This window comes from Hydrogenophaga sp. ZJX-1 (genome assembly GCF_048590325.1).
Lineage (GTDB): Bacteria > Pseudomonadota > Gammaproteobacteria > Burkholderiales > Burkholderiaceae_C > Hydrogenophaga.
In genome coordinates, this window is record NZ_JBMBRA010000003.1 from 425,774 (window position 1) to 449,186 (window position 23,413).

Annotated in this window: 21 protein-coding genes and 1 tRNA gene; 9 read left to right on the forward strand and 13 right to left on the reverse strand. The window is 68.4% G+C overall.

Annotation, left to right across the window (positions count from 1 at the left end; all coding sequences use genetic code 11):
• Nucleotides 1-36: 36 nt before the first annotated feature.
• The 5 genes from ACN5W5_RS10855 to ACN5W5_RS10875 all read left to right on the forward strand — a co-directional run bounded on the left by ACN5W5_RS10855 (nt 37) and on the right by ACN5W5_RS10875 (nt 3,734).
• The gene (locus ACN5W5_RS10855; RefSeq protein ID WP_420048534.1) at nt 37-972 is read left to right on the forward strand and encodes a LysR substrate-binding domain-containing protein; all 936 of its coding nucleotides are present in this window, start codon (nt 37-39) and stop codon (nt 970-972) included.
• A gap of 47 nt (nt 973-1,019) precedes the next feature.
• Nucleotides 1,020-1,094, forward strand: a tRNA-Arg gene (locus ACN5W5_RS10860).
• A 60-nt stretch (nt 1,095-1,154) separates the two neighbouring features.
• Nucleotides 1,155-2,585, forward strand: coding sequence for a cardiolipin synthase (gene cls / locus ACN5W5_RS10865; protein ID WP_420048535.1), 1,431 nt, complete (start codon nt 1,155-1,157; stop codon nt 2,583-2,585).
• Nucleotides 2,586-2,621: 36 nt separating this feature from the next.
• Nucleotides 2,622-3,164, forward strand: coding sequence for a DsrE family protein (locus tag ACN5W5_RS10870; protein WP_420048536.1), 543 nt, complete (start codon nt 2,622-2,624; stop codon nt 3,162-3,164).
• Between the two features lie 147 nt (nt 3,165-3,311).
• Entirely contained in the window at nt 3,312-3,734 is a 423-nt protein-coding gene (locus ACN5W5_RS10875) for a VOC family protein (protein ID WP_420048537.1), read from the forward strand.
• A gap of 24 nt (nt 3,735-3,758) precedes the next feature.
• Here ACN5W5_RS10875 and ACN5W5_RS10880 read toward each other — a convergent pair whose 3' ends face one another.
• Nucleotides 3,759-5,366, reverse strand: a complete 1,608-nt coding sequence (locus ACN5W5_RS10880; protein ID WP_420048538.1) for an ABC transporter permease — start codon at nt 5,364-5,366, stop codon at nt 3,759-3,761.
• 196 nt (nt 5,367-5,562) lie between these two features.
• Here ACN5W5_RS10880 and ACN5W5_RS10885 point away from each other — a divergent pair, with 196 nt between their 5' ends.
• Nucleotides 5,563-6,687, forward strand: coding sequence for an ABC transporter ATP-binding protein (locus ACN5W5_RS10885; RefSeq protein ID WP_420048539.1), 1,125 nt, complete (start codon nt 5,563-5,565; stop codon nt 6,685-6,687).
• 7 nt (nt 6,688-6,694) lie between these two features.
• Here the strand turns inward: ACN5W5_RS10885 and ACN5W5_RS10890 are convergent, their stop codons facing one another.
• Nucleotides 6,695-7,993, reverse strand: a complete 1,299-nt coding sequence (locus ACN5W5_RS10890; protein ID WP_420048540.1) for an ATP-binding protein — start codon at nt 7,991-7,993, stop codon at nt 6,695-6,697.
• Nucleotides 7,990-8,748 carry a response regulator gene (locus ACN5W5_RS10895; protein WP_420048541.1) on the reverse strand — a complete coding sequence of 253 codons (759 nt, stop codon included), beginning with the start codon at nt 8,746-8,748 and terminating at the stop codon, nt 7,990-7,992. The genes ACN5W5_RS10890 and ACN5W5_RS10895 overlap by 4 nt, the downstream gene beginning before the upstream one ends.
• A gap of 241 nt (nt 8,749-8,989) precedes the next feature.
• Between ACN5W5_RS10895 and ACN5W5_RS10900 the strand changes: the two genes are divergently transcribed.
• The 3 genes from ACN5W5_RS10900 to ACN5W5_RS10910 all read left to right on the forward strand — a co-directional run bounded on the left by ACN5W5_RS10900 (nt 8,990) and on the right by ACN5W5_RS10910 (nt 10,767).
• On the forward strand, nt 8,990-9,628 hold the full coding sequence (locus tag ACN5W5_RS10900) for a hypothetical protein (RefSeq protein ID WP_420048542.1): 639 nt from the start codon (nt 8,990-8,992) through the stop codon (nt 9,626-9,628).
• Between the two features lie 22 nt (nt 9,629-9,650).
• Nucleotides 9,651-10,028, forward strand: a complete 378-nt coding sequence (locus tag ACN5W5_RS10905) for a hypothetical protein (RefSeq protein ID WP_420048543.1) — start codon at nt 9,651-9,653, stop codon at nt 10,026-10,028.
• A gap of 70 nt (nt 10,029-10,098) precedes the next feature.
• Nucleotides 10,099-10,767 (forward strand): DUF2202 domain-containing protein, encoded by a 669-nt coding sequence (locus ACN5W5_RS10910; RefSeq protein ID WP_420048544.1) that lies wholly within the window; start codon nt 10,099-10,101, stop codon nt 10,765-10,767.
• A 48-nt stretch (nt 10,768-10,815) separates the two neighbouring features.
• On the opposite strand, the gene ACN5W5_RS10915 is transcribed toward ACN5W5_RS10910, so the two are convergent.
• The 10 genes from ACN5W5_RS10915 to ACN5W5_RS10960 all read right to left on the reverse strand — a co-directional run bounded on the left by ACN5W5_RS10915 (nt 10,816) and on the right by ACN5W5_RS10960 (nt 23,398).
• Nucleotides 10,816-11,187 (reverse strand): DUF2149 domain-containing protein, encoded by a 372-nt coding sequence (locus ACN5W5_RS10915; RefSeq protein ID WP_420048545.1) that lies wholly within the window; start codon nt 11,185-11,187, stop codon nt 10,816-10,818.
• Entirely contained in the window at nt 11,180-11,695 is a 516-nt protein-coding gene (locus ACN5W5_RS10920) for a MotA/TolQ/ExbB proton channel family protein (RefSeq protein ID WP_420048546.1), read from the reverse strand. Before ACN5W5_RS10920 ends, ACN5W5_RS10915 begins: the two co-directional genes overlap by 8 nt.
• Nucleotides 11,692-15,873 carry a cobaltochelatase subunit CobN gene (cobN, locus tag ACN5W5_RS10925; protein WP_420048547.1) on the reverse strand — a complete coding sequence of 1,394 codons (4,182 nt, stop codon included), beginning with the start codon at nt 15,871-15,873 and terminating at the stop codon, nt 11,692-11,694. Before cobN ends, ACN5W5_RS10920 begins: the two co-directional genes overlap by 4 nt.
• A 1-nt stretch (nt 15,874) precedes the next feature.
• Nucleotides 15,875-16,594 carry an energy transducer TonB gene (locus ACN5W5_RS10930; RefSeq protein ID WP_420048548.1) on the reverse strand — a complete coding sequence of 240 codons (720 nt, stop codon included), beginning with the start codon at nt 16,592-16,594 and terminating at the stop codon, nt 15,875-15,877.
• Complete coding sequence (locus ACN5W5_RS10935; RefSeq protein WP_420048549.1) at nt 16,591-16,956, reverse strand: ExbD/TolR family protein; 366 nt, start codon at nt 16,954-16,956, stop codon at nt 16,591-16,593. Before ACN5W5_RS10935 ends, ACN5W5_RS10930 begins: the two co-directional genes overlap by 4 nt.
• Nucleotides 16,957-16,963: 7 nt before the next feature.
• Nucleotides 16,964-17,389 carry a TonB-system energizer ExbB gene (exbB, locus tag ACN5W5_RS10940; protein WP_226464997.1) on the reverse strand — a complete coding sequence of 142 codons (426 nt, stop codon included), beginning with the start codon at nt 17,387-17,389 and terminating at the stop codon, nt 16,964-16,966.
• A gap of 9 nt (nt 17,390-17,398) precedes the next feature.
• Nucleotides 17,399-19,699 carry a TonB-dependent receptor gene (locus tag ACN5W5_RS10945; protein WP_420048550.1) on the reverse strand — a complete coding sequence of 767 codons (2,301 nt, stop codon included), beginning with the start codon at nt 19,697-19,699 and terminating at the stop codon, nt 17,399-17,401.
• A 47-nt stretch (nt 19,700-19,746) separates the two neighbouring features.
• Nucleotides 19,747-22,041 carry a TonB-dependent receptor gene (locus ACN5W5_RS10950; RefSeq protein ID WP_420048551.1) on the reverse strand — a complete coding sequence of 765 codons (2,295 nt, stop codon included), beginning with the start codon at nt 22,039-22,041 and terminating at the stop codon, nt 19,747-19,749.
• A 252-nt stretch (nt 22,042-22,293) separates the two neighbouring features.
• On the reverse strand, nt 22,294-22,929 hold the full coding sequence (locus ACN5W5_RS10955; protein ID WP_420048552.1) for a hypothetical protein: 636 nt from the start codon (nt 22,927-22,929) through the stop codon (nt 22,294-22,296).
• 79 nt (nt 22,930-23,008) lie between these two features.
• The gene (locus tag ACN5W5_RS10960; RefSeq protein WP_420048553.1) at nt 23,009-23,398 is read right to left on the reverse strand and encodes a DUF2946 family protein; all 390 of its coding nucleotides are present in this window, start codon (nt 23,396-23,398) and stop codon (nt 23,009-23,011) included.
• Between the last annotated feature and the right edge of the window lie 15 nt (nt 23,399-23,413).

A 23,413-nucleotide genomic window follows, 5' to 3' on the forward strand; every position in this document is an offset into this window, starting at 1 on the left:
TCCATAATCAGGACAATTACCCGGGAGAGATGCGCCATGCAAGACCTGAACGACATGCTCTTGTTCGCCGAAGTGGTGGAACGTGGCGGCTTCGCCGCGGCCGGCCGGGCGCTGGGCCTGCCCAAGTCGCGGCTGTCGCGCCGCGTGGCCGCGCTGGAGGCGCAGCTGGGCGTGCGCCTGCTGCAGCGCACCACGCGCAAGCTCTCGCTCACCGAGGTGGGCGAGGCCTACCTGCGCCACTGCCAGGCGTTGCGCGAATCGGCCCAGGCGGCGGCCGACACCGTGGCCCAGGTACAGACCGAACCACGCGGCACCCTCCGCGTGGCCTGCCCGGTCACGCTGGCGCAGACCGTGCTGGCCGAGCTGATGCCGGCATTCCTGGCGCGCTACCCGCTGGTGCGCGTGGAAATGCTGGTGAGCAACCGCGTGGTCGATCTGGTGGAAGAAGGCTTGGACGTGGCGCTGCGCGTGCGCACCACGCTCGACGACAGCGGCAGCCTGGTGGTCAAGCGCCTGGGCGACGACGCGCCGGTGCTGGTGGCCAGCCCCGCCCTGCTGGCCCGCCAGGGCACACCGACCACACTGGACGAGCTGAGCCGGCTCGACAGCATGGCCATGTCCACCACCGACGGCCGCGCCAGCATCCCGCTCACCGGCCCGGACGGGCGCCAGACCACCCTGCAGCACACCCCGCGCTACGTGGCCGACGACCTGCTCACGCTGCACGTGGCCGCGCTCGCCGGCACCGGCATGTGCTGGCTGCCCAGCTACATGTGCGAAGACGATCTGCGCCAGGGCCGGCTGGTCCGGCTGCTGCCCGACTGGCAGACACCGCGCGGACTGGTGCACGCGGTGTTCCCCTCGCGCCGCGGCCTCACGCCCGCCGTGCGCTGTTTCCTCGACTTCCTGGGCGACCACGTACCCACCCACAGCAGCCTGCGCAGCCGCGAGGCCCCCGCCGACGCGCCGTGAGCCAGAGGCCCCGGGCCGCAGTCCACCTTTACAATGCGCCGTTCCCCGCCGCCATAGTTCAATGGATAGAACGAGCGCCTCCTAAGCGCTAGATACAGGTTCGATTCCTGTTGGTGGTACCACCCCGGACCGCACGCAACAAAGTCGCACGCCCGAGCAGCAGGCACGCGAGAATCGTGCGCATGTCCCGCCTCCCCCGCACTCCGACCCGGACCTGGCTCCGCTGGCAGGCCGCAGCGCTGAGCGCGCTGGCTGTGACCTGTGCGCTCACCACCACCGGTTGCACCAGCCTGTCGCCCGAGGCCCTGGAGCCGACCAATCAGCCTGTGACCGCGGTGGCGTTCGAGAACGCCCGCGGCGAGGTGTCGGCCGGCAAGAGCGCGGCCATCGTGCAGTCGTTGGAACGCAGCGCAGGCGACAGCGACATCCTCGACAAACACCTGGCCGTGGAACAGGCGATCAACGCCGACAGCCCGCTGGTGCTGGGCAACAAGCTCACGCTGCTGCAGGACGGCCCCGCCACCTACGCGGCCATGTTTGCCGTCATGCGCGAGGCCCGGGACCACATCCACCTGGAAACCTACATCATTGCCGACGACGAGGTGGGCCAGCAGTTCGCCGAGCTGCTGCTGGCCAAGCAGGCGGCCGGCGTCCCGGTGCGCCTGATCTACGACAGCGTGGGCAGCCTGAACACACCCCGTGCGTTTTTTGATCGCCTGCGCGCGGGCGGCATCCAGGTACTGGAATTCAACCCCGTGAATCCGCTGGCCAGCAACCAGAAGGCCTGGCGGCTGAACAACCGCGACCACCGCAAGCTGCTGGTGGTCGATGGCCGCATTGCCTTCATCGGCGGCATCAACATCAGCGAGGCCTATTCCAGCGGTTCGTCCATCCACCTGAGCGGGCCCAAAGCCACCGGCGATGCGGGCTGGCGCGATACCCATCTGCAGATCGAAGGGCCGGTGGTGGCGGAGTTCCAGAAACTGTTCCTCGACACCTGGCAGAAACAGAAGGGGCCGGCGCTGGCCACCGGCCAACCCTTCCCGCGGCTGGAACCGAAGGGCGACAACATCGTGCGCGCGATCGGCAGCGCCGCCGGCGATCCCCGCAGCCTGATCTACCTCACCTTGCTGTCGGCGATCCAGCACGCCGAGCAGCGCAGCCACCTCACGATTGCGTACTTCGTGCCCGATCCGCAGCTGATGGCGGCGCTGACCGCTGCGGCGCAGCGCGGTGTCGATGTGAAACTGATCCTGCCCAGCCACACCGACTCGTGGGCGACGTTTCACGCCGGTCGCTCGCACTATGGCGCGCTGCTGCGCGCCGGCGTGCGCATCCACGAACGGCGGGGCGCCGTGATGCACGCCAAGACCGCCACCATCGATGGCGTGTGGTCCACCGTCGGCTCCACCAACCTGGACTGGCGCAGCTTCCTGCACAACGACGAGATCAATGCCGCGGTGCTGGGCCGCGATTTCGCAGCGCAGCTGGAGGCCATGTTTGCCCGCGACCTGGCCGAATCCAACGCCATCGATCTGAAACAGTGGGAGCGCCGCTCGATCCTGCTGCGGCTGCAGGAATGGGCGGCGCGGCTCGCCGAATACTGGCTGTAGCGCAAACCTGTGTGTTCCACCTTCCAGGAGACCCCCATGCACACCCACCCCAACACCCGCCTCTGGCCCCGCGCCGTGCTGGCCGCCTGCCTGAGCGCCGTGCCGCTGCTGGCCCCGTGGCCCGCGCAGGCCCAGGCGACCTTCGTGCAGACGCCCTACAAGAACCCGAAAGTGCTGTTCGACTTCTACCTCGACAACCCGGCCAAGATGGGCGCGGCGCTGTACTGGCTGCGCTCCTTCGTGAACCCGCTGACCGAGGCACCCTACAGCTTCTTCAACGACGACATGAGCGTGATCGTGCTGCTGCACGGCACCGAACTGGTGACGGTGGCGAAGAAGAACGAGGCGAAATACGAAGAGGTGGTGCAGCGCATGCGCTACTACGCCGGGCAGGGCGTGAAGTTCAAGGTCTGCGGCCTGGCGCTGAAGGACTTCGGCTACACGCTGGCCGACATGCAGCCGTTCATCGAGGTCACGCCGTCGGCCATGACCGAACTCGTGCACTGGCAGAACCAGGGCTACGGCCTGATCACGCCGCAGGTGACCGACAAGCGCTTTTCGATCGAAGAGATCCGCTGAGAGGCTGAGTCCGGCGACGCCGCTGCCGCGAACCGTTGGTCGGCCGGGTGGCGGAGCGTGTCGAAACAGGGGTGGCCCGTCCGTCGTGACCTTGAACGCCCCCGGACCCCGGCCCGGGGTTCCTCCACCCCTGATCAGGAGATCAACATGACGCAACTGTGCGCCTACCTGTCCTACAACGGCAACTGCGCCGAGGCCATGGCCTTTTATGCGCGCGTGCTCGACGCCAAGGTCGAAGCCCTCATCACCTACGCGCAGATGCCCGATGGCGACCCGGTGCCGCCCGAACACGCCAACCGCATCATGCACGCCTACCTGGTGCACCCCGACTTCGCCCTCATGGCCGGCGATACGCCGCCGGGCGTGCCGTTCGAGGGCATCAAGGGTGCGATGCTGGCGCTGACCTACCCGAGCGCCGACGAAGCGCGGCGCATCTTCGCGGCACTCGCCGAGGGCGGCAGCGTGCAGATGCCGCTGGGCGAAACCTTCTGGGCCGAGGCCTTCGGCATGGTGACCGACCGCTTCGGCACGCCCTGGGGGATCAACGGGGGACCAAAGCCGATGTCGTAGGCCGGAAGACCTGACAGCGGGCCCTCAGCGCTGGCGCAGGGTGCGGCTGAGCATGATCACCGGCACCAGCCCGACCAGCACCAGGGTGAGCGCGGGCAGCGCCGCCTCGCCCAGGCGCTCGTCGCGCGCCAGCTGGTAGGTCACCACCGCCAGGGTGTCGCTGTTGAAGGGTCGCAGCACCAGGGTGGCGGGCAGCTCTTTCATGACATCGACGAACACCAGCAGCGCGGCGGCGGCGGTGCTGCGCTTGAGCAACGGCCAGTGCACCCGGGCGGCCAGACCGGCGCCGGTGGTGCCGAGCATGCGGGCCGAATCGTCCAGGCTGACGGGCACGCGCGCGTAGCCGCTCTGCACCGACTGCAACGCCACCGCGGTGAAACGCACCATGTACGCCCAGACGATGCCCAGCGCCGTGGCCGTGATCCAGTAGCCCACGCTCGACTCGGGCCGCACCGCCTGCACCCAGCCCACCGGCAGCAGCAGACCCACCACGATCACCGCGCCCGGCACCGCGTAGCCCAGGCTGGCGAGCTGCACCACCCCGCGCGTCACCGCGCTGGGCCGGGTGCGCAGCGCAAACGCCAGCACCAGCGCCAGCGCGGTGGCCAGCAGAGCGCTCAGGCCCGCGAGCCACACGCTGTTGCGTGACCACTGCACGAACATGGCCCAGGGCAGGTCTTCCCAGCCGCCAATCAATGGGCGCAGCATGAACAGCACCGGCAACACAAACCCGAACAAGACCGGCAGGCCACACACCAGCACCGCCAGCAAGGACCGCCCACCCGTCAGCCGCACCGGCTGCGCCTCGGCACTGCCCGCGCGCTGACCGCGCTGGGACGAAAACCGCATGCGCCGCTGGGCCCGGTGCTCCAGCCAGAGCAGCAGCGCCACGATGGCCAGCAGCATGGTCGCCAGTTGCGCGGCCGCCAGCGGCATGTCCATGGACAGCCAGGCCTTGTAGATGCCGGCGGTGAAGGTCTGGATGCCGAAATAGCTGGCGACGCCGAAATCCGCCAGCGTCTCCATGAGCGCCAGCGCCACGCCCGCGGCCACGGCCGGGCGCGCCAGCGGCAGCGCCACCTCGCGGATGCGGCGCGACAGCGGCGCGCCCAGCAGGCGCGCCGCCTCCATCAGCTGCGAGGCGCGCTCCGAGAGCGCGGTGCGCGCCAGCAGGTACACATAGGGATAGAGCGAAAACGTGAAGACCCAGACCGCACCCGGCGTGTTGCGGATCTCCGGGAACACCCGCCCCCGCAGACCGAAGGTCTCGCGCAGACCCACCTGCAACGGCCCGCTGAACTGCAGGAAATCGGTGTAGGCGTAGGCCACCACGTAGGCCGGCATGGCCAGGGGCAGCAGCAGCGCCCACTCGAACACGCGCCGGCCTGGAAAGTCGAACAGCGTCACCGCGCTGGCCGTGCCCATGCCCACCAGCGCCACGCCCAGGGCCACGCAGAGGCACAGCACCACGGTGGTGAGCGCGTAATCCGGCAGCACCGTCTGCGCCATCTGGTGCAGCACGTCGCGCGCCGCCGCATCGAACTGCAGCCACGAAGCCCCCAGCGACAGCACCGGCAGCGTCAGCAGCAGGGCCAGCAGGAGCAAGAAGGCAAAGGCCATCCAACGCGGCATGGGCGGTTTGAAAAAAGTTGGGAACGAAAGATCAGCGAAAAGGCTGTGTCCATGATGGCATGGTCGCTGCCGTCCCCGCCTGACAGGCCCCTTGACCCGCATCAACACAAATGAGAATTGTAGTCATCTACAATTTGAACTCGTCCGCCGGCCGTTTGAGGCTGCGGCCCCGAACAGCCCACCGCCAGGATCAGCCATGTTCCTCAACGTATCCCAGCTCAGCGTGCGCTACGCCGGTCAACAGCCGGCCGCGGTGGACAGCGTGTCGTTCGGCCTTCGTGCGGGCGACATCGGTGTGCTGATCGGCCCTTCGGGCTGTGGCAAGACCACGCTGCTGCGCGCCGTGGCCGGGCTGGAGCGGGCCAGCAGCGGCAGCATCACCCTGCAGGGCGAAACCGTCAGCGACGGGCAACACCACATGCCGGCCGAACAGCGGCGCATCGGCATGGTGTTCCAGGACTACGCGCTCTTCCCCCACCTGGACATCGCGCGCAACGTCGGCTTCGGCATCGCCAAGCTCTCCCGCAACGAACGGGATAAACGCGTGACCGAGGTGCTCAAGCTCGTGGGCCTGGACGGCATGCAGGCACGCTACCCGCACGAACTCTCGGGCGGCCAGCAGCAGCGCGTGGCCCTGGCGCGTGCGCTGGCACCGCGCCCGCGCCTGCTGCTGCTCGACGAACCGTTTTCCAACCTTGACGTGGACCTGCGCGAGCGCCTGGCGCACGAGGTGCGGGCCATCCTCAAGGCAGCGGGCGCGACGGCGCTCTTCGTCACCCACGACCAGCTGGAAGCCTTTGCCATCGGCGATGTGATCGGTGTCATGCACCAGGGTCATCTGCACCAGTGGGACGACGCCTACGCGCTCTACCACCGGCCGGCCACGCGTTTCGTCGCCGAGTTCATCGGACACGGCGTGTTCGCGCCGGCGCAGATCCGGCTGGTGGGCAACGAGGTTTCGGTGCAGACCCCGCTGGGCGCGCTGCACGACGTGGAAGAGTGCCCGCTGCCCAGTGCCTACGAGTCGGGCCTGTGCGACGTGTTGCTGCGCGCGGACGACATCGTGCACGACGATCTGGCGCCCGCCAAGGCGCAGATCATCCGCAAGGCTTTTCGCGGCTCCGAGTTCCTCTACACGCTGCGCCTGGCCAGCGGCGAGACGCTGATGACCCACGTGCCCTCGCACCACAACCACGCCGTGGGCGAGTGGATCGGCATCCGCGCCGAAGTGGACCACGTGGTCACGTTCGCGCGCGGTGCCTCGGCGACTTCGCCGCCCGCGCCGGGCGCCCGGAAGCCCACCGTCGACGCCCCGCTGTGAACAGGTCCTAAAGAACCACCCAGGCTTCCATGCCACCGCCGGCCCGCGCGCCGAGCGACACACGCCAACCGTTCGCCTGTGCCAGTTCGCGCACGATGGCCAGCCCCAGCCCGCTGCCACCGGTCTTGGGACTGCGCGAGGGCTCCAGGCGCTGGAACGGCTGGAACATGGCTTCCACCTGATCGGCCGGAATGCCGGGCCCACGGTCGAGCACGCCGACGCGGCAATGGGCTCCGTCCTGCTCGCACACCAGTTCCACCGTGCCCGAGGGTGCGTAGCGCAAGGCGTTCTGCAGCAGGTTGCCCAGCGCACGGCGCAGTGCGATGGCAGGCACCGGGCGCACACAGGGCTCACAACGCACCTGCACCGGGCTGGCCGCGGTCGCGTGTTCGGCGGCCAGCTCGTGCAGCAAGGCCGCCATGTCCACCGGTGTGGCGGGCTCGTGTTCCAGCCCGCGCGCCAGGTCCAGCACATTGCCGATCAGCTGGTTCATCAGCTCCATGTCGCGCTCCAGCCGGTCCAGCAGCGTGGTGCTGGGCTGCGTCCTGAGCATCTCCAGCGCCAGCCGCATGCGCGCCAGCGGTGTGCGCAGGTCGTGCGACACGCCGGCCAGCAGCGTGGTGCGGGCCGACAGCAGATCGCGCACCTGCACCGCCATGGTGTTGAAGCGCCGGCTCAGCGCCACGATCTCGCGCGGGCCGGTCTCGGGCAACAGGTCGGGCGCCACGCCCTGCCCCAGCTGGGCGCTGGCCTGTTCCAGCCGCGCGAGCGGCGCCACCACCCGGCGCGCCAGCAGCAGCGCCAGACCCACCGCCACCGCCAGCCCGGCGGCCAGACCGATGAGCAACACGGCCAGTGGCCGGCTGTTGATGCGCGCGCTGGACAGGCCCACCGCCAGCGTGCCGCCACCCGCGGGCACACGCGCCCAGTACCAGTCGAGACCGGTGTCGTCGGTGGCGCGGATCAGGTGCCGGTCCAGCCCGACGCGACCGGCCAGGGCCGCCTCCAGCAGGTAGAAAAATGGCGGGTGCCATTCGTCCACGCTGGCGCCGTCCACCTCGGACCGGATCAGCAGCGACTGCCGCAAACGCAGTTCGGTTTCAAACGCCGGGCGCGTCGCCGGGGGCAGCTCGGCCCAGGTCTGGGCCGACAGCACCATCAAGCCCGCCAGGTCGTCGGCCGAGCGGCGCGCCATGGGCAGCATCACCAGCCAGACGAACGCCAGCACCACCAGCAGTTCGACGCCGATGAAGGCCATGGCCAGCAACACCGTGTTCTGACGCACCAGACCCACGGACCGTTTCACGCCAGATCTCCCTGCGGGTTGAACAGATAACCTTCGCCACGCACCGTGCGGATGAACTGCGGCGCCGCCGGGTCGGCTTCGATCTTGCGGCGCAGACGGGTCACGCGGCTGTCCACGCTGCGGTCGAAGGGATCGCGGTCGTAGCCCTTGAGCATGTCCACCAGCACATCGCGCGACAGCACGCGGCCGGGGTGGCTGACAAAGGCGGCGAGCAGCGCGTATTCCGCGCTGGTCAAGGCCACCTCGTGGCCGTCGCGCAGCAGGCGGTGGCCCGCCGTGTCGAGCTGGTAGGGGCCAAAGGCCGGCCGCTGCGCCCCGGCGGGCACGCCCGTCTGCGCGGCGAGCGGACGCTCGGCCACCACCGGGGACGGAGCGTGCGCGCGCCGCAGCACCGCCCGCAGGCGCGCCAGCAACTCGCGGGGTCCAAACGGCTTGGGCAGGTAGTCGTCGGCACCCACCTCGAGGCCGATCACGCGGTCCATCTCTTCGCCGCGCGCCGAAAGCATGAGCACCGGCATGTCCCACTGCGCCTTGATGCTTCGGGTGAGCGACAGGCCGTCTTCACCCGGCAGCATCAGGTCCATGACGATGGCATCGGGCAACTCGCTGGCCAGGGCTTCGCGCATCGCCGCGCCATCGCCCACGGTCCGCACCACAAAGCCGTTGGCCGACAGGTAGTCCGACAAAAGGCTGCACAGATCGGGGTCGTCGTCCACCACGAGCACGCGCAGCGCAGAAGGAGTAGGCGCATTCATGCGCTGGAGTGTAGGCCGGTCACCGCGCGCCAAGGCCCTCGATGCCGCCACTGACACCGGCTGACACACACCGGCACCACACGTCACACGCCGGGCCCGAACCGGCATGTGCTGGCGACAGAGCGGGCTCAGGATTCAGCCATCGGCTCCGGCATTCGATGCCGAGCGTCGTCGGCCCAGCCGCTGTCCAGGTTGCAGCGTCCCGGTCCCACACCCCCCAACCTGGCAGCAAAGGAACACCATGACCCCCGCCTCCAAGCTCCTCACCGCCCTGCTGGCCGCCCTCACGCTGACCGCCGGCTCCGCCATGGCCGCCGACCCGGTGCCCGTCGCTGGCCGCCAGCTCATGACCGAGCAGGAACAGGCACAGATGCGCACCCGCATGCGCAACGCCACCACCGACGAAGAGCGCGCACGCATCCGGGCCGAGGAACATGCGCTGATCCGCGAACGCGCTGCGGCCCAGGGCATCACCTTGCCGGAAACCCCGCCAGCACAAGGTCAGGGCTTGGGACTGGGTCAGGGTCCAGGCCCAGGTGCCGGACAAGGCCCTGGCCGCCAGTTCATGACCGAGCAGGAACAGGCACAGATGCGCATCCGCATGCGCAACGCCACCACCGAGGAAGAACGCGCACGCATCCGGGCTGAAGAACATGCGCTGATCCGCGAACGCGCTGCGGCCCAGGGCATCACCTTGCCGGAAACCCCGCCAGCACAAGGTCAGGGCTTGGGACTGGGTCAAGGTCAAGGGCAAGGGCAAGGTCAAGGCCCCGGCGCCAGCGGCGCAGGCGCAGGCGCAGGCGCAGGCGCAGGGTATGGAGCAGGGCCTGGCGCCGCGGGTGGCATGGGCCAGGGCCAAGGCCGGATGAACAAGCGCTGAGCCACCTCATCCACCACCGACCATGACGCTCTCCCGATGGACATCCGGTCTGGGGATCTGCGCGCTGCTGTGCCTGCAGGCGCCGTCCGTCCTGGCCGCGGAACCTGAACGCCCGCCGGTTCGGCCGCATGAAACCCCGGTGCCTGCGTTGTTCGACAGCGACGAAGTCGTGCCGGGCATCGTCTTGCCCTACGGGGCGGGCTACGAACAACGCCTGCGCGCCGCGGGATCGCAGAACGGCGCGACAAACCACGCAACCAGCGGCGCTTCACAGGGCGCGGGGGCTTCGCGCGGTGGTTCGGGTAGCGGTTCGGGCAGTGGCTCAGGCGGCTCAGGCGGCTCGGGTGGCTCGGGTGGCTCGGGTGGTCGCGGCAACAGCGGCGCGGGGCGCGGCCGGTGACGTGTCCGCGATCACCCGGATCGCTCCGCCACAAGACATCCATCCCCACCTTCTTCTATGGAAAGACACCATGAACCACCCCACGATCACCCGCTTTTCCGCCATCTTCCTGGCCTCCCTGGCGCTTGTCGCGTGCGGAGGTGGAACCGACGATGACCTGGACAAACGCGGCACCACCACCTCGGTCAATGCCACGCTCGCCACACTGCCCATCGAAGCGCTGAGCCAGGCGGAGATCGACTCCCTGCTCTACATGCGCGAAGAAGAGAAGCTGGCGGGTGACGTGTACACCCGGATGGACGCGCTGTGGGGCCGCAGCGTGCCGGTGTTCAGCAACATCACCGCCAGCGAAGCCACCCACACCGAAGCGGTGCGCCAGCTGTTGCAGCGCTACAGCCTGCCCGACCCGGCCGCAGGCAACGCGGCGGGCGTGTTCCAGAACCCGGACCTGCAAGCGCTGCACAACCAGTTGGTGGCCGAGGGCTCGGTCTCGCTGATCGATGCCTTGAAGGTCGGTGTCCGCATTGAAGAACTGGACATGGTGGACATCAACACCCACCTGGCCAGCGTGGACAACCAGGACATCCGGCGGGTCTACGAATCGTTGTTGCAGGGTTCCCGCAACCACCTGCGGGCGTATTACCAGACCTTGCTGAATCAAGGTAGCAGCTACACGCCGCAGTACCTGAGCCAGGCCGAGTTCGATGCCATCGTGAACTCGGCGATGGAGCGGGGGTGATCGCCGGCGCATGGCAGACCAGCACGCCGGGCGCGGCCCGCCCGCCCATCAACGCGAACCGGGCCCCACGGCAATGTCGGCCGGCGGCGTGGTTTCCGGCACGTACACCATGCTGCCGTCCTTCATGCGGTACGCCACCCCCGCCTTCATGCCCTGGCCTTCACCGATCTGCCCGGACGACTGGTATTGCTTGAGCTCGTTGCCCTGCTTGACCAGCATTTCCATATTGGGCTTGCCGGCGTTCTTGATGACCAACACGTCCTGGGTAGCGAACGGATTCAGCGGGTTCTCCACCACGGCCATCAGCAGCACGGCGATTACCACCAGAAACACGTCGATGATGTTGACCACCGACAGGATGGGGTCGTCCTCGTCCGAGTCGCCCAGAATGTCGAGCTTCATGCGTCGGGCATCAGACATGGGCCACGTCCCCCGCAACGGTGGCACCGCTGGCGGGCAGGGCCAGCAGCAAGGCGTTGAGTTCTTCCATCAGCCAGCGCCTGCGCACGGTTTGCACCACGAAGGTGATGGCCGCCGCCAGCAGCGCCACGATCACCGCGGCAAAGGCCACCACCAGGTTCTCGGCCATGCCCTTCGTGTTGCCCGCGGCCACCGCCACCAGCGCCGGCCCCATGGGAATCATGGTGGCCACCAGCCCCAGCATGGGGGCCACGCGGCTGACGATGCGCTGCACCTCCAGTTGTTTCAACACATGCAGTTCCAGCCCATCCTCACCCAAGTGGGCGTGGCACTGCCAGTAGCGGTGCAGTGGCCGCAGCCCGTGGGGCCGGCGCGTGCGCGCCAGCAGGTCGATGCTCACCTGCCCCAGGCTGAACAGCGCATACACGAACATCAGACACAACAGCACCAGCACGGGCGTCAGGAAGAACTTCGAAATCTCGTACAGGAAACTCTCAATGGCATTCATGGTTGGGCTTTCAGTGAAACAGGGGACGTCAATCGGGCGCTGCGGTGCGCGCGCCAGGCCTGGAACAGCATCCCGGCGAGCACGATGGCCGCGGCCATCCAGCCATAGATCCAGATGAGCCGCTGCGCCGGGGTGTCGTGCCGCACTTCGCGCAGTTCCTGCCCGCGCACGGTGGGTGGCTCGGGCGCCAGCGTGGGCTTCTGGGGCACATCGGGTGGCCGGGCGGCAGCGGGCCTGGGCACGGCGGATGGGCTCGATGCGCGCGAGGCCGCCGCCTGGCTGGCCAGCCCAAAGCCCTGCGCCAGCGCCTTCACGTAGGCTTTGAACGTGTCGTTGGCGGTGAACACGTCGTGCCGGGCCGCCACGTCCTGGTAGACCTGCACCAGCTCGCGCTGGGTCTGTTCGTCGGCCTTCCAGTAGTCCTTGCGGATGGCCTCCAGCATGCGTTCGGCCACCTGGGCCAGCGCCGTGGGGTTGGACTTTTCGAACCACTCGCGCATGCCCAGCTGGTAGCGGTCCTTGACGTAGGCCTCGTGAAATGCCTGCCACTGGTCGTCGCGCACCACGTTGCGGTCCATCACCTGCCAGCCCCAGAAGTTGTTCACCGTGTTGAGCATCTGCAGCGTGCCCGCGTAGCCCTCTTTCTGCATCTCCTTCATCCAGTTCGGGTGCTGGTAGACCGAACGCAACTCGGTGGCCATGAACCGCTCCGCCGTCTCCAGCCTGGCCTTGTTGGGGTCGCGCATGTTGGATATGTAGAGCTGCGGGTTCTGGCCGTCCAGAAATTTCACCGCCTTGGAGATGCCGCCCAGGTACTCGAACGGATGGTCGGTGTCCAGCAGGCCACGCAGGTTGCTGGAGCGCGAGAACACGGCCGCGTTGGTGCCGCGCAGGTGTTCGGCGTAGGCGTTGATCTCCTGGCCCTTGGCGTCGGTGAGCTTGCGGCTCCAGTGCGCGGTGTTGGGGCCGTAGGCCCAGGACATGCGCGACAGGTAGAGCCGTTCCAGCTTGCCATCGCCCTCGTCCCAGGTGTCGGACGCCAGCGAGGCGTCGGTAAGCTTGGTGCTGTAGTCGCCGCTTTCATTGCCGAAGATGCGCGTCAGCGCGAACTCGCGGGCGTCCTCGGGCTTCACCCCCTGGGCCAGCAGCGTGGCCTGGATGCGCTCGGTGTTGGCCTTGATGAAGTTCTGCTGACCGTCCTCCTTCAAGGCCGCCAGCATGACCACGGCTTCGTTGAAGCGCTCCATCACATTCGGGAACTGGTCGCGGTACAGGCCGGTGAGCGAGATCACCGCGTCGATGCGGGGGCGCCCGAGTTCCGCCTGAGCAATCACCTCCATACCCACCACGCGCCCGCCTTCGTCCCACTGGGGTTTGACGCCCATGGCGTAGAGAATCTGCGCTTCCAGCATGCCCAGATGGCGCATGGTCTCGGTGCTCCACATGGAGAAGGCCAGCTTCTCCGGGAACTTGCCGTGTGTGGCCTGGTAGCTGGTGATGAGCTGCTGCACCGCCTGGCGCCCCGCCTCGTAGGCGGCACGCGTGGGCACGCGTCCGGGGTCGAAGCCGTACAGGTTGCGCCCGGTGTGCAGCGCGTCCGGGTTGCGGATCGGGTCGCCCCCGTAGGACGTGTCGATCCAGCGCGCCGACAACCCCTGGCTCACCCCCTCGATCTCCCAGGCCGCCCGCAGATCCACCCGGAACTGGCGCCCGCGCAACGCCAGCGCGCGCAGCCGCGTGTCGGTGAGCTCGTCCACCGGCCGGTCGGAGAACACGTAGTCCTCCACGAAGCGGTAGGGCCGGGTCTGCTGCAGCGCCTGGTAGTCGCCCTTGAATGCGGCCTTCGCGTTCTTCACGCCGGTCTGTTCGTACAAGGGCTGGCCCAGCATCTGCATCACGTTGCTGATGAGGTGGGCACGCTCGGCGTCCTGGCCCAGGGTGTGCAGCCCCAGTGGCTGCATGGCCGAACCCAGGTCTTCCAGATAGTCCTCGATGTCGCGCAGGAACTTGTCGAAATTCCGCTCCAGGTCGGCCACCTGCCAGGCCATGTCCTTGTGCATGTTCATCTTCACCGCCTGTTCGATGATGAGCTGGCGGTTGTTGTCCTTCACCAGCCCGCTGTCCAGCGACTGGTACTCGCGGATCAGGTCGTTGATCTTCACGAAGTCGTCGGACAGACCGGCCGGCGCGAACGCGGGCGTCTGGTGGCTCACGATCACGCCGCGCCCCCGTCGCTTGACGTGGATGGCCTCGGCGATGTTGTCCACGATGTACGGGTACACGATGGGCGTGTTGCCCACCAGGATGTTCGGGTCGTCAAACGCCCACAGCCCGCGCTCCTTGCCGGGCGTCCACTCCTGCGTGCCGTGGGTGCCGAAGTGCACGATGGCGCTGGCCTTGAACTGCTCGCGCGCCCACAGGTAGGTGGCCATGTAGAAGTGGTTCAGCGGCACCTTGGTGTCGTGAAACAGTTTCTTCTCGTCGTGCGGCCCGGCGGCGCTCTCGCTGCGCATGGGCTGCGGCAGCACCACGAGCTGGCCCAGCTTCATGCGCGGGATGACAAAGCCGGTCACGCCATTCTTTCGGGCGATCCAGACGCTCTGGTCCGCCGGGCCCCAGAACTGGTTCACGGTCTGGCGCACCTCGGGCGGCAGCGTGGCAAACCAGCGCTGGTAGTCGGCCAGCGGCAGGAAGTCCCAGAGCGCCGTCTTCATGAGTTCCGGCAGCGTGCCGGGGCGGTAGCCCGGGCGCAGCATCTGGCCCACGGCGGCAATGATGTCCTTCTCGCTCGTGCTGTCGAAGGCATAACCCTCGGCCTTGAGCTGCGCCACCAGGTGCTCGATGGAGCGCGGCACGTTCAGGTTGGAGGCGCCCTGGTTTTTTTCCCCCGGCGGGTGGTTCCAGAAAAACAGCGCCACCCGCTTGTCGGCATTGGCCGTGGTCTGCAGGCGCGCCAGGTTCACGGCCTTGCCCACCAGCATGTGCATCTGCTCGGGCATGGGCACCAGTTCACCGCCTTCGTTGGCGGTCAGCACCACCGGGTCCTGCAGGCCGATGTACTCGGCGTTCGTCAGCGTGAACGGCAGGTAGAAGCTGTTCACGCCCACCGTGTCCTGGCGGTACTCGGCACGCGTGCCGCTGCGGTAAGAGAGCACGTTGATGACCGGCACCCCCATGGCCTTGTGCCAGGCCTTGCGCGCCTCGGGGTCCACACCCAGGAAGGTGTTGACCAGCAGCACCTGCGGCAGGACCCTGCCCTCGTGGGTGATGAGCGGCTCGTTCACGGTCACGGCCGCGATCTCCCTGGGATTGGGAAAGCCAGCGCCCTGCTCGGCCGCCGCGGGCGCCCCGCTGGCGCCAGCCGCCACCGGGCGCCCGCCGCCACCGCCGCGCGGCGGACGGCCGGTGGCTTCGGGCTGGCCCGTGGCCGCCGCCTCACGCCCTGCGCGGGCCACGCGCGAGCTGCGGTAGAACATCAATGGCAGGGCACCGGCCTGCTCGATGGCCTGCACGGTCTCGTCCAGCATGCGCTGCTGGCCGTCGGAGATGTAGCTGGACGACATCTCGATGCCGATCACCGGCAGGCCCTGCCAGGGGCGACCCGCCCTGGCCGCCCACCACGCCAGGTACTGCGGCAGTTGCTCGAACACCAGACCGTCGTGGCCGGGGTGGTAGATGCCGCCATTGGGCAGCGCCAGCGGCGGCGCGATGGCGTCCAGGTCGCCGCCCTGGAGGATGGCCTGCAGGTACTGGAACAGCCGCTGGTGGTTGATCCGCGTGCCGCCCACGTAGTAGTCGAACACGCGCTGCGCCTGTTCCTTGTCCATGTGGATGGCGCGCAGACGCACCGGCGGACTCATGACGTGGATGCTGGCGGTGGGCAGGCTCAGCTCGCGCAGCCGCTGGCCGGCCACGCGCTCGATCTGCGCCTGATCGTCGCTGCGCGGCGCGTCGATCAGCACGATGCGCGCGCCGTCGAGCACACGCCGCGCGCCGGCCTCGCCCTCGGCGTCCACCTGCGTCCACGCGAGCTCGATGCCCTGCTCTCTGGCCACCGCCTCCATGAGCTTGAACTTGCGCTCCAGCACGAACTTTGTGGAGAGGATGGCCACCTTGTCCGCGGCCTGCGCCCAGGACCCCACCAGCGCCAGCAGGGCGCACAAGAAGAGACGTGTCATCTCAGGATTCCTTGAATTCGTAAGCAATGGGAATGCGCAGTTGCGCCACGCGACCGGGCTGGTGCGTGGCGCGGACCAGATCCGCGGCCTGGCGCACCAGTTGCAGCGCGGCCTCGTCCAACGCCTTGAAGCCCGAGCCGCTGACCACGAAGCAATCCAGCAACTCGCCCTGTGCGGAAAAATGCGCCTCCACCGTCACCAGGCCCTCCTGGCCCATGCGCCGCGCCACCATGGGGTATTGCTTGTGTTGGAGCAGTGCGGCTTCCAGCAGGCCTTCCCAGCGCGCCTGCTGCGCCGCCAACTGGTTGGCACTGGGCGGTGCTGGCGCCACCACCGCCGGTGTGGCGGCGCGAGGGGCCTCGGTGGGCACCGTCGCCGCAGGCGCGGCCGGGACCACGGTGTCTGCGGCCGCCACGGCATCGGGGTAGGGCTGGATGGCGGGCGTGACCGGTGGCGCCGGCGGTTGGGGCACCCGCTGGACACGAGCGCGGGGCCGTGGTTGGACCTCGGGCGGTGCGAGGGCCGGCGGTGGCGGCTTGACGGTCGGCTCGGGCGCACGCTCCGCCTCCCACTGGATGGCCATGTCCAGCCGGGTGGACGGCGGGATCGGCGCCGGGCTGTGGGCCAGCCCCAAGACGAGGGCCGCCACCAGGGCGCCATGCAACACGACGGAGCAGCCCCAGTCGTGCCAATGCAACCGATGCGAAGCGGTGGGGTTCATGAGCGCCGGACCTCCAGGCTCACCTGCTTGAAGCCCAGCGACTTGACCCGGTCCACCAGGTCCACAAAGCTGCTCAACGCCAGGCGCCCGTCGGCCCGCACCACCACCGGCGTGCTGCGCGGCTGCGGGTCGAGCGCCGCCGCCAGGTCGCTCACCGGCTGGTCGTTCAGGTACAGGGTCTGGTGTTGCGTGAACGTCAACACCAGCGGCGCGGTGGGGGAAGCCGCCGCGGACCTCGCCACCGCCAGGTCCACGGGGATGCGCCCGTTCACCACGAAGGTGGCCGTGGTGAGCACGATGGTGAGCAGCACCAGCATCACGTCCACGAGCGGAACGACGTTGATTTCGTCGATGTCGTCCATGGCGCCGTCAGCCCCCGTGGGCCTCGTCGAAGTCCGTCAGGCGCTCTCGCACGCGGCGGCGCAAGGCGTTGTTCAGCGCCACGCAGGGGATCGCGACCACGATGCCAGCGGCCGTGGCCTTGAGCGCCAGCGCCAGCCCGGTCATGATGGACTTCACGTCCATCTCGCCCGTGGCCCCCAGGGTCTGGAAGGTGAGCATGATGCCCAGCACCGTGCCCAGCAGCCCGAGGTAGGGCGCGTTCGAGGCCACGGTCCCGATGACGTTCAGGCGCCGCGTGAGGTCGCTCTCCAGCCGGGCGCGGCTGGTGTAGCCACGCGCATCGATCCGGCTGAAAAAGCGCTGACGCTCCAGCGCGATGGCCACGACCGCCACGCTGAGCAGCAGCAGGATGCCGAACACGGCGTATTCCACGAGGGGGCGAAGTCCTTGCATGGAGCCTCCTCAGAAACGCAGGGCCAGCCCGACGCGCCAGACGCGTCCCGGGTCGACGGTGATGGACAGGTCCTCGGCGTTGTACCTGCCGTCGTACCGGAAGTTGGTGGCATAGCTCTGCGAATCGTTGGTGCCACGCGCGATGGTGTAGTGGCGCTTGTCGAACACGTTGTCCACCCGCACGAAGGCGCTCAGCGTGGCCCCGCTGAGCCAGGTGGTCTTGCGCCTGTAGTCGGCCATCAGGTTGAACACCGTGCGGCCCGGCCATTTTTCCTGGTTGATTTCGTCGGCCCAGGCCGTGGCGCGGTAATCGAGTTCGGCCGACAGCTTCCAGGCCGGGTCCGGCTTCCACGCCGTGCGCAGGTTGATGGCATGGGGCGGCACGCGGGGCACCTTGTTACCGGTGTTGTTGTAGGGCACGAGCTGGTAGCAGTTGTTCCAGTTGGGGTTGGGACCCGTGCAGGCGCCGGTGCCGACCAGCGTGCCGCGCGGATTGCCCAGGGCCTGCAGGAACCGGTCGTACCGGGTGAAGGTCGAGTCCAGGTAGGTGTAGGCCAGGTCCCAGCTCCAGGCCGGCGAGATCGAGGACTGCAATGCCAGCTCCAGGCCACGCGAGCGAGCGCCGCCGATGTTCTCGTACCGTGCGATGTTGGCCGCGTTGCCGTTTGAATACTGGCCGTTGGTGTCCAGGATGAAGTCCTTGCGGTCGATCTGGAACACCGCGGCCTGCAGGCTGGCCTCGCGCGCCAGCAGCGTGAAGGTCTTGCGCATGCCGACCTCGAAGTTGGTGGCCTGCTCCGTCTTCAGGTCGGGGTTGTTGGCCACGCTGCCCGAGGGGCTCTGGCTGCCGCGGTAGAGCTGGTCCACCGTGGGGGCGCGAAAGCCGGTGGAGACGTTGCCGAACAGCACGGTGTTGGTCAGGCCGCTCCAGCTCAGACCCAGCCGCGCGCTGTCGGCATCGAAGGTCTTGCGTTCGGCGATGGCCGAATTGCGGTTGCCCGACACCGGCCTGGCGTCGTAGTCGAGCTCGATGCGGTCGTGGCGCAGGTTGCCGGTCAGCGTCCAGTCCGTGGCCAGACGCCACTGGCCTTCGCCGTAGAGCGCCTGCACGTTTTCGCCGGTGCGGTCGTCGGTGAACACGGTGCCTGCCGCCGTGGGTCTTTCCATGGGGCTCGGGCTGTTCCTGTAGCCGACCATGGCGTGGGTCCGGTTCAGGTATTCGTTGCGTTTGAACTCCACGCCACCCATCCAGGCCATCGGGCCCGTGGTGGTGCGCAACTCGCTCTTCACCCCGCGTTGCGTCTGGTGGTAGTCGTTGAACGTGGTGTAGGCGTCGGGGCTGGAGATGGGGGCCCCGGTGGTGCTGAAGCGTTGCGGCGCCGACCAGAACTGGGTGTGATCCCGGTACTGGTAGGCCAGGGCCAGCAGGTTGGTGCGGTCGGACAGGTCGTTGGAATAGGTGAGGTTCACACGCTCCAGGTCCACGTCGAAGTGGCGCGCGTAGTCGCGGCCCAGCGTGCCCCTGGGGTCAAGGGTGGCCTGCGTCACGCCGGTCACGGTGCCGTGCTTGTCGCGAAAGCGGTCCTCCTTTTCCAGGCCCAGGGTCAGGTCGGAGTGGTCATTCAGCAGCCAGCGCAGGTTGCCCGCGAGCGCCTGGGACTTGTAGTTCGACTGGAAGTGGTAGTCGTCGGCCTTGCGCTGGGAGATCTGCAGGTGGCCTGACCAGTTGTCGCCCGCGCGGCCAATGCGCGCCAGTTCGCGCTGGTAGCCATAGGCGCCCACATCGGTCTCGACGGACACGCCCTTGTGGGTGGCGCCACGCTTGGTGGTGATGATCACGGCACCAGCGAGCGCGTCCTCGCCGAACAGGTAGGACGCGCCGCCCTTGATGACCTTGATGCTCTCGATGTTGTCCAGGTTGATGTTGACCTTGCCGGTGCGCTCAAACACCGGCACACCGTCGATGACGATGGCCACGCCCGGCTTCTCGCCCATGTAGCGCTGGTTCTCCACACCGCGGAACTTGATCTTCAGGTCGTCCCCACCCTGCGTGTCGATGGTCACGCCCGGAATGGCCTTGAGCACCTGCACCAGGTTGTCGGCATGCTGTGCTTCGATCTCGCGCCCGGACAGGCTCACCGTGCTGGTCGGTTCGCGCGTGCTGTCGCCAAAGCGGTCGTTGATGGTGGAGCCGGTCACGGTGGTCTGGCGCAGGGTCTGCGTCGGGGTTGGGCCGGTCTGCGCCCAGGTGCCTGGGGCGGCCAAGGCCGCGACGGCGGCGGCCAGGAGGGTTTTGGGGGTGGTCTTCATCTGGAAACCTGTCTGGATTTTTTTGGGAAGGTTTTGGGTTTTGAGGCTCAGAACTTCACGTTCACCCCCGCGTAGAGCGTGCGGCCCATGCCCGGCACGGCCGTGCCCCACTGCGGGTAGTTGGGCAGCATGGGGTTGCTCATCGTGGTGCCCTGGCCGGTGTAGGCACCGCCCGTGGGCAGGAAGTACAACCGGTCGAACAGGTTCTCGATGCCGAAGTCCAGCCGCACCGTTTTCCACGAGTAGCTGCCGCGCAGGTGGACCAGCCCGTAGCCCGGTGTCCTGGTTTCGTTTCGCACCGATGACACGGAGGTCTTGGCCTTCACCGCCACCAGCTCCAGGCTGTTGTCCCAGCCGCCGGCCTTGTGGGTCAGTGCCAGCTTGCCGTTGAGCGGCATCACGTTGTAGAGCCCATTGCCGGTGTCGAGGTTTTTCCCGTGGGTGACGTTCAGCAGGCCCTTGACGCCCCAGTCACCCAGCGTGTTGGTGGCCAGCGGCGCGTGCCCGGCCAGGTCCACGCCAACCAGGCGCGCGGTCTGGTTGGTGTAGCGCAGCACGCTGAACTTGTTCTTCACCGGGGTTGCGGCGGCCTGGTTGGTGGTGGCGTCCCACTGGACCGCGTCGATGTAGTCGCTGACGCGCGTGTAGTACGGCGTGGCCTGGAAACCCCAGGCCTTGTCGGCGGCGTGCCAGTCGAACGTGGCGGACAGCGTGTTGGCCTTCTCGGGCCTCAGGTCGAGGTTGCCGACGTAGCCGTTGCCGTCGCCCACGAAGTTGTTCATCAGCGCCGCCATCTGCCAGGTGGACCAGGGGAAGCGCTCGTAGACGTTGGGCGAACGCTCCTTGTGGGCGAAGCCGAACTCGATGTCGATCTGCTCGCTGGCGGTGTAGCGCGCCAGGGCCGTGCCGTCGACGTTGGTGTCGGTCGAGCGGTGGTCGCGGGCGTTGAAGGCGTTGGCATCGCGGGCCTGGAAGCCCATGCCGGCCGGGTTGTAGCCGACCGCCTTGCCGGCGTCCATCTTCACCTGCTCCACGCGCGCGCCGACCAGCGTCATCCACTGCGCGCTCGGGCGCGACTCCCATTCGCTCCAGAGCCCCGTGCGGTCGCGCTCGCCGTCGCGGATGTTCCAGAAGGTGCCGGGGTACATGCCACCGCCCGAGGGCGTCCACCAGTCGTTGATGCGGTAGCGCTGCAGATCGGCACCCACCCGCAAGCGGTCCTGCTCGCTCAGCGGCAGCTCACCCTTGACGCTGAAGCCGGTGGTCTTGCCCTCGGTGAACATGGGCATGCCAGCGGCGCAGCTGGCGCTGATGGGGCTGCAGGGGGCGCCGTTGACCATCATCGGTCCGCCCGAAGCCGTGCCGTACCAGAAACGCTTGTCGGCGCCGAAGTCCATGAAGTGGTCCACGGTCTCGTGGTAAGCGCGCGCCTCCAGCGTGCCCCAGGCGAGCTGGCCGGTGTAGCTCAGGTTGATGCTCTTCTGGTCGTTGTCGAGCAGGTCCATGCGCTGGTTCGGGTAGCGCTGGTAGGGCATGTCCTGCACCCCCAGCCGCGCTTCCAGCAGGTGATTGTCCTGCTTGAAGGCGAGACCCAGCGCGTGGTTGCGCGTCTCGTAGGCGGTGGAGCCCACTTCGTCGCGCGCCAGGGTGTGGCCCGGCCGGCCGGTGAACTCGTAGGTCTTGAAATCACCGCCCGCCGAGTAGTTGTCGGCCTGGCTGGTGGCGCCGCTGTAGCTGACGTTGAGCTGCTCGGTGGCCAGCATGGCCGACAGGTTCAGGCCCTGCGCGCTGTTGTTGCTGCGGTAGAAGGCGCCCACCTCGCCTTCACGGATCGGCGCCTGCCCGGGCTGCGCAAATTTTGGCGCACGCGTCTCGGCCAGGATGCTGCCGCCGATGCTGTCACCGCCCGCACTGACGGGCGAGATGCCGGCATAGACCTTGAGCGAACCCAGTTGTGTGGGATCGATGTAGGAGAGCGCCGGATTCATGTGGTTCGGGCAGGACGCGATCAGGTCCATGCCATCGACCTGGATGCGCAACCGGTCGTCGGCCAGGCCGTGCATCGAAGGCAGGCTCGACACGCCACCCGCCCCATTGAGGCTCACACCGGGGATGTCCTGCAGCAGGCGGGCTGTGTCGCTGGTGGCCGCGCGCTGCGCCTGCAAGCTGGCCTTGTCCACGGGGGTGGCGCCGGGCAGCGCGGCCTGATCGGCACGGACGGTGACGGCCGGCAAGGTGCTGACGGCGGCGTCCTGCGCCAGAGCCTGGCTGCACAGCAGGCTCAGTGCGGGCATGGCCAGCGCCATGGCGCGGTGGAAGTGGGACGGGCGGAGATCGGTCATGGAGAGTCCTTGTTGTTGAAGTCGAAAAAAGAAACACAAGCGGATGGACGCAACGACGCGGTCAGCGGCGAACGTGCCCGGGCGCGGTGCGGGCGCAGTGGCCCCTCGCTCCGGGCGGGCAGCACCCGCGCGGGGACGGCGCGCCCGCGCACGGCTTCACGCTCCATCCGCATCCGGTGGATCGCCCCGCGTGCGGCGCGTGCGATCCGTACTGCGGAGCGTCAGTGGCCGAGCTGTGTGGTCAGAGGGTCGTCACGCGGCAGCACCGAGCGGTGCCGCGTTGGCCGCCCAGGCCGTGGCCAGGCGCGCGGGCGCGGTGCTCGACCAGTCGCGCACGGCGCGCACCGGCCCGCGCTTGCGGCTGCGCGGGGGCAGCAGTTGCGCCAGGGCGCGGCAGACGGTTTCGGTCTTGGCGTCCACCAGCAGGGCCACCTCGCGCAGCGCGGGCAGGGCCTCGCGCACCGCATCAGCCTGGCCCATACGACCGGCTTCATGAACCGCGCGGTCCAGCCCCATCAGGCCCAGCAGATGGGTCAGACGCTGCTGCACGTTGCCGCTGCGCAGTTGGGCCATGTCCTGGCTGCGGTCCAGTTGCTGCAGCAGGGCCTGCTGCAGCAAGGGCTCGGGCGCAGCATCCGGACCCACCGGCTCCAGCCGGCAACGCGTGAACGCGCTGGCGCTGAACTGGTAGGGTTGGCCACACAGGGACTCGGCGCCGATCAGGTCGCCCGGCAGGGCCAGTTGCACCGGCTGGCGGATCGGGCCACTGTCGCGGTCCAGGTGCACGACACCTTCGACCACGCGCCACACGGGACCGGATTCACCGGCGAGAAAAATCGACTGGTTGCTGGCGCAGGCCAGCGCCACGGAAGATACGGTTGAAGTCATGAAACGCTCCTGAGACATGCCGGTGGAACTCACCGGCCTCTGAACCAGCGACCCCACTCCTTGGGGTCGCGCGACGGGTTCAGCTCAGCAGCGGGGGGCCGCGTGCGCCGGGGCTGGGCGCGGCCAGGTCGTGTTGGGTGGCCGCCTGGTGCCGCGGTGTGGCCCAGGTGCCGTCGGCCGCTGGCAACACCGGCAGCGCCGGCAGCAGCGGTGCAAAGCGCTCGGCCGCCAGGGCGCAATGGCCGCAATCGTCCAGCGCGTGCAGCAGGTCGTCGGCGCTGACCGGCTCGGGTTCCACCGCCCCGGCCGTCAACTGGACCCATTGCATGCCCTGCGAGGTGCAGAGCTCCACCCAGTCGCCCGCCACCCGCGTGCTGGCCAGCGCGCGCGAGACCGCCGGCGCGAGCACGGCCAGCAGCAGCGCGGCCAGCAGGCCGCGCGCGAGGGCACGCATCAGACGGGTGGACATGGGTGGAACGCCGTG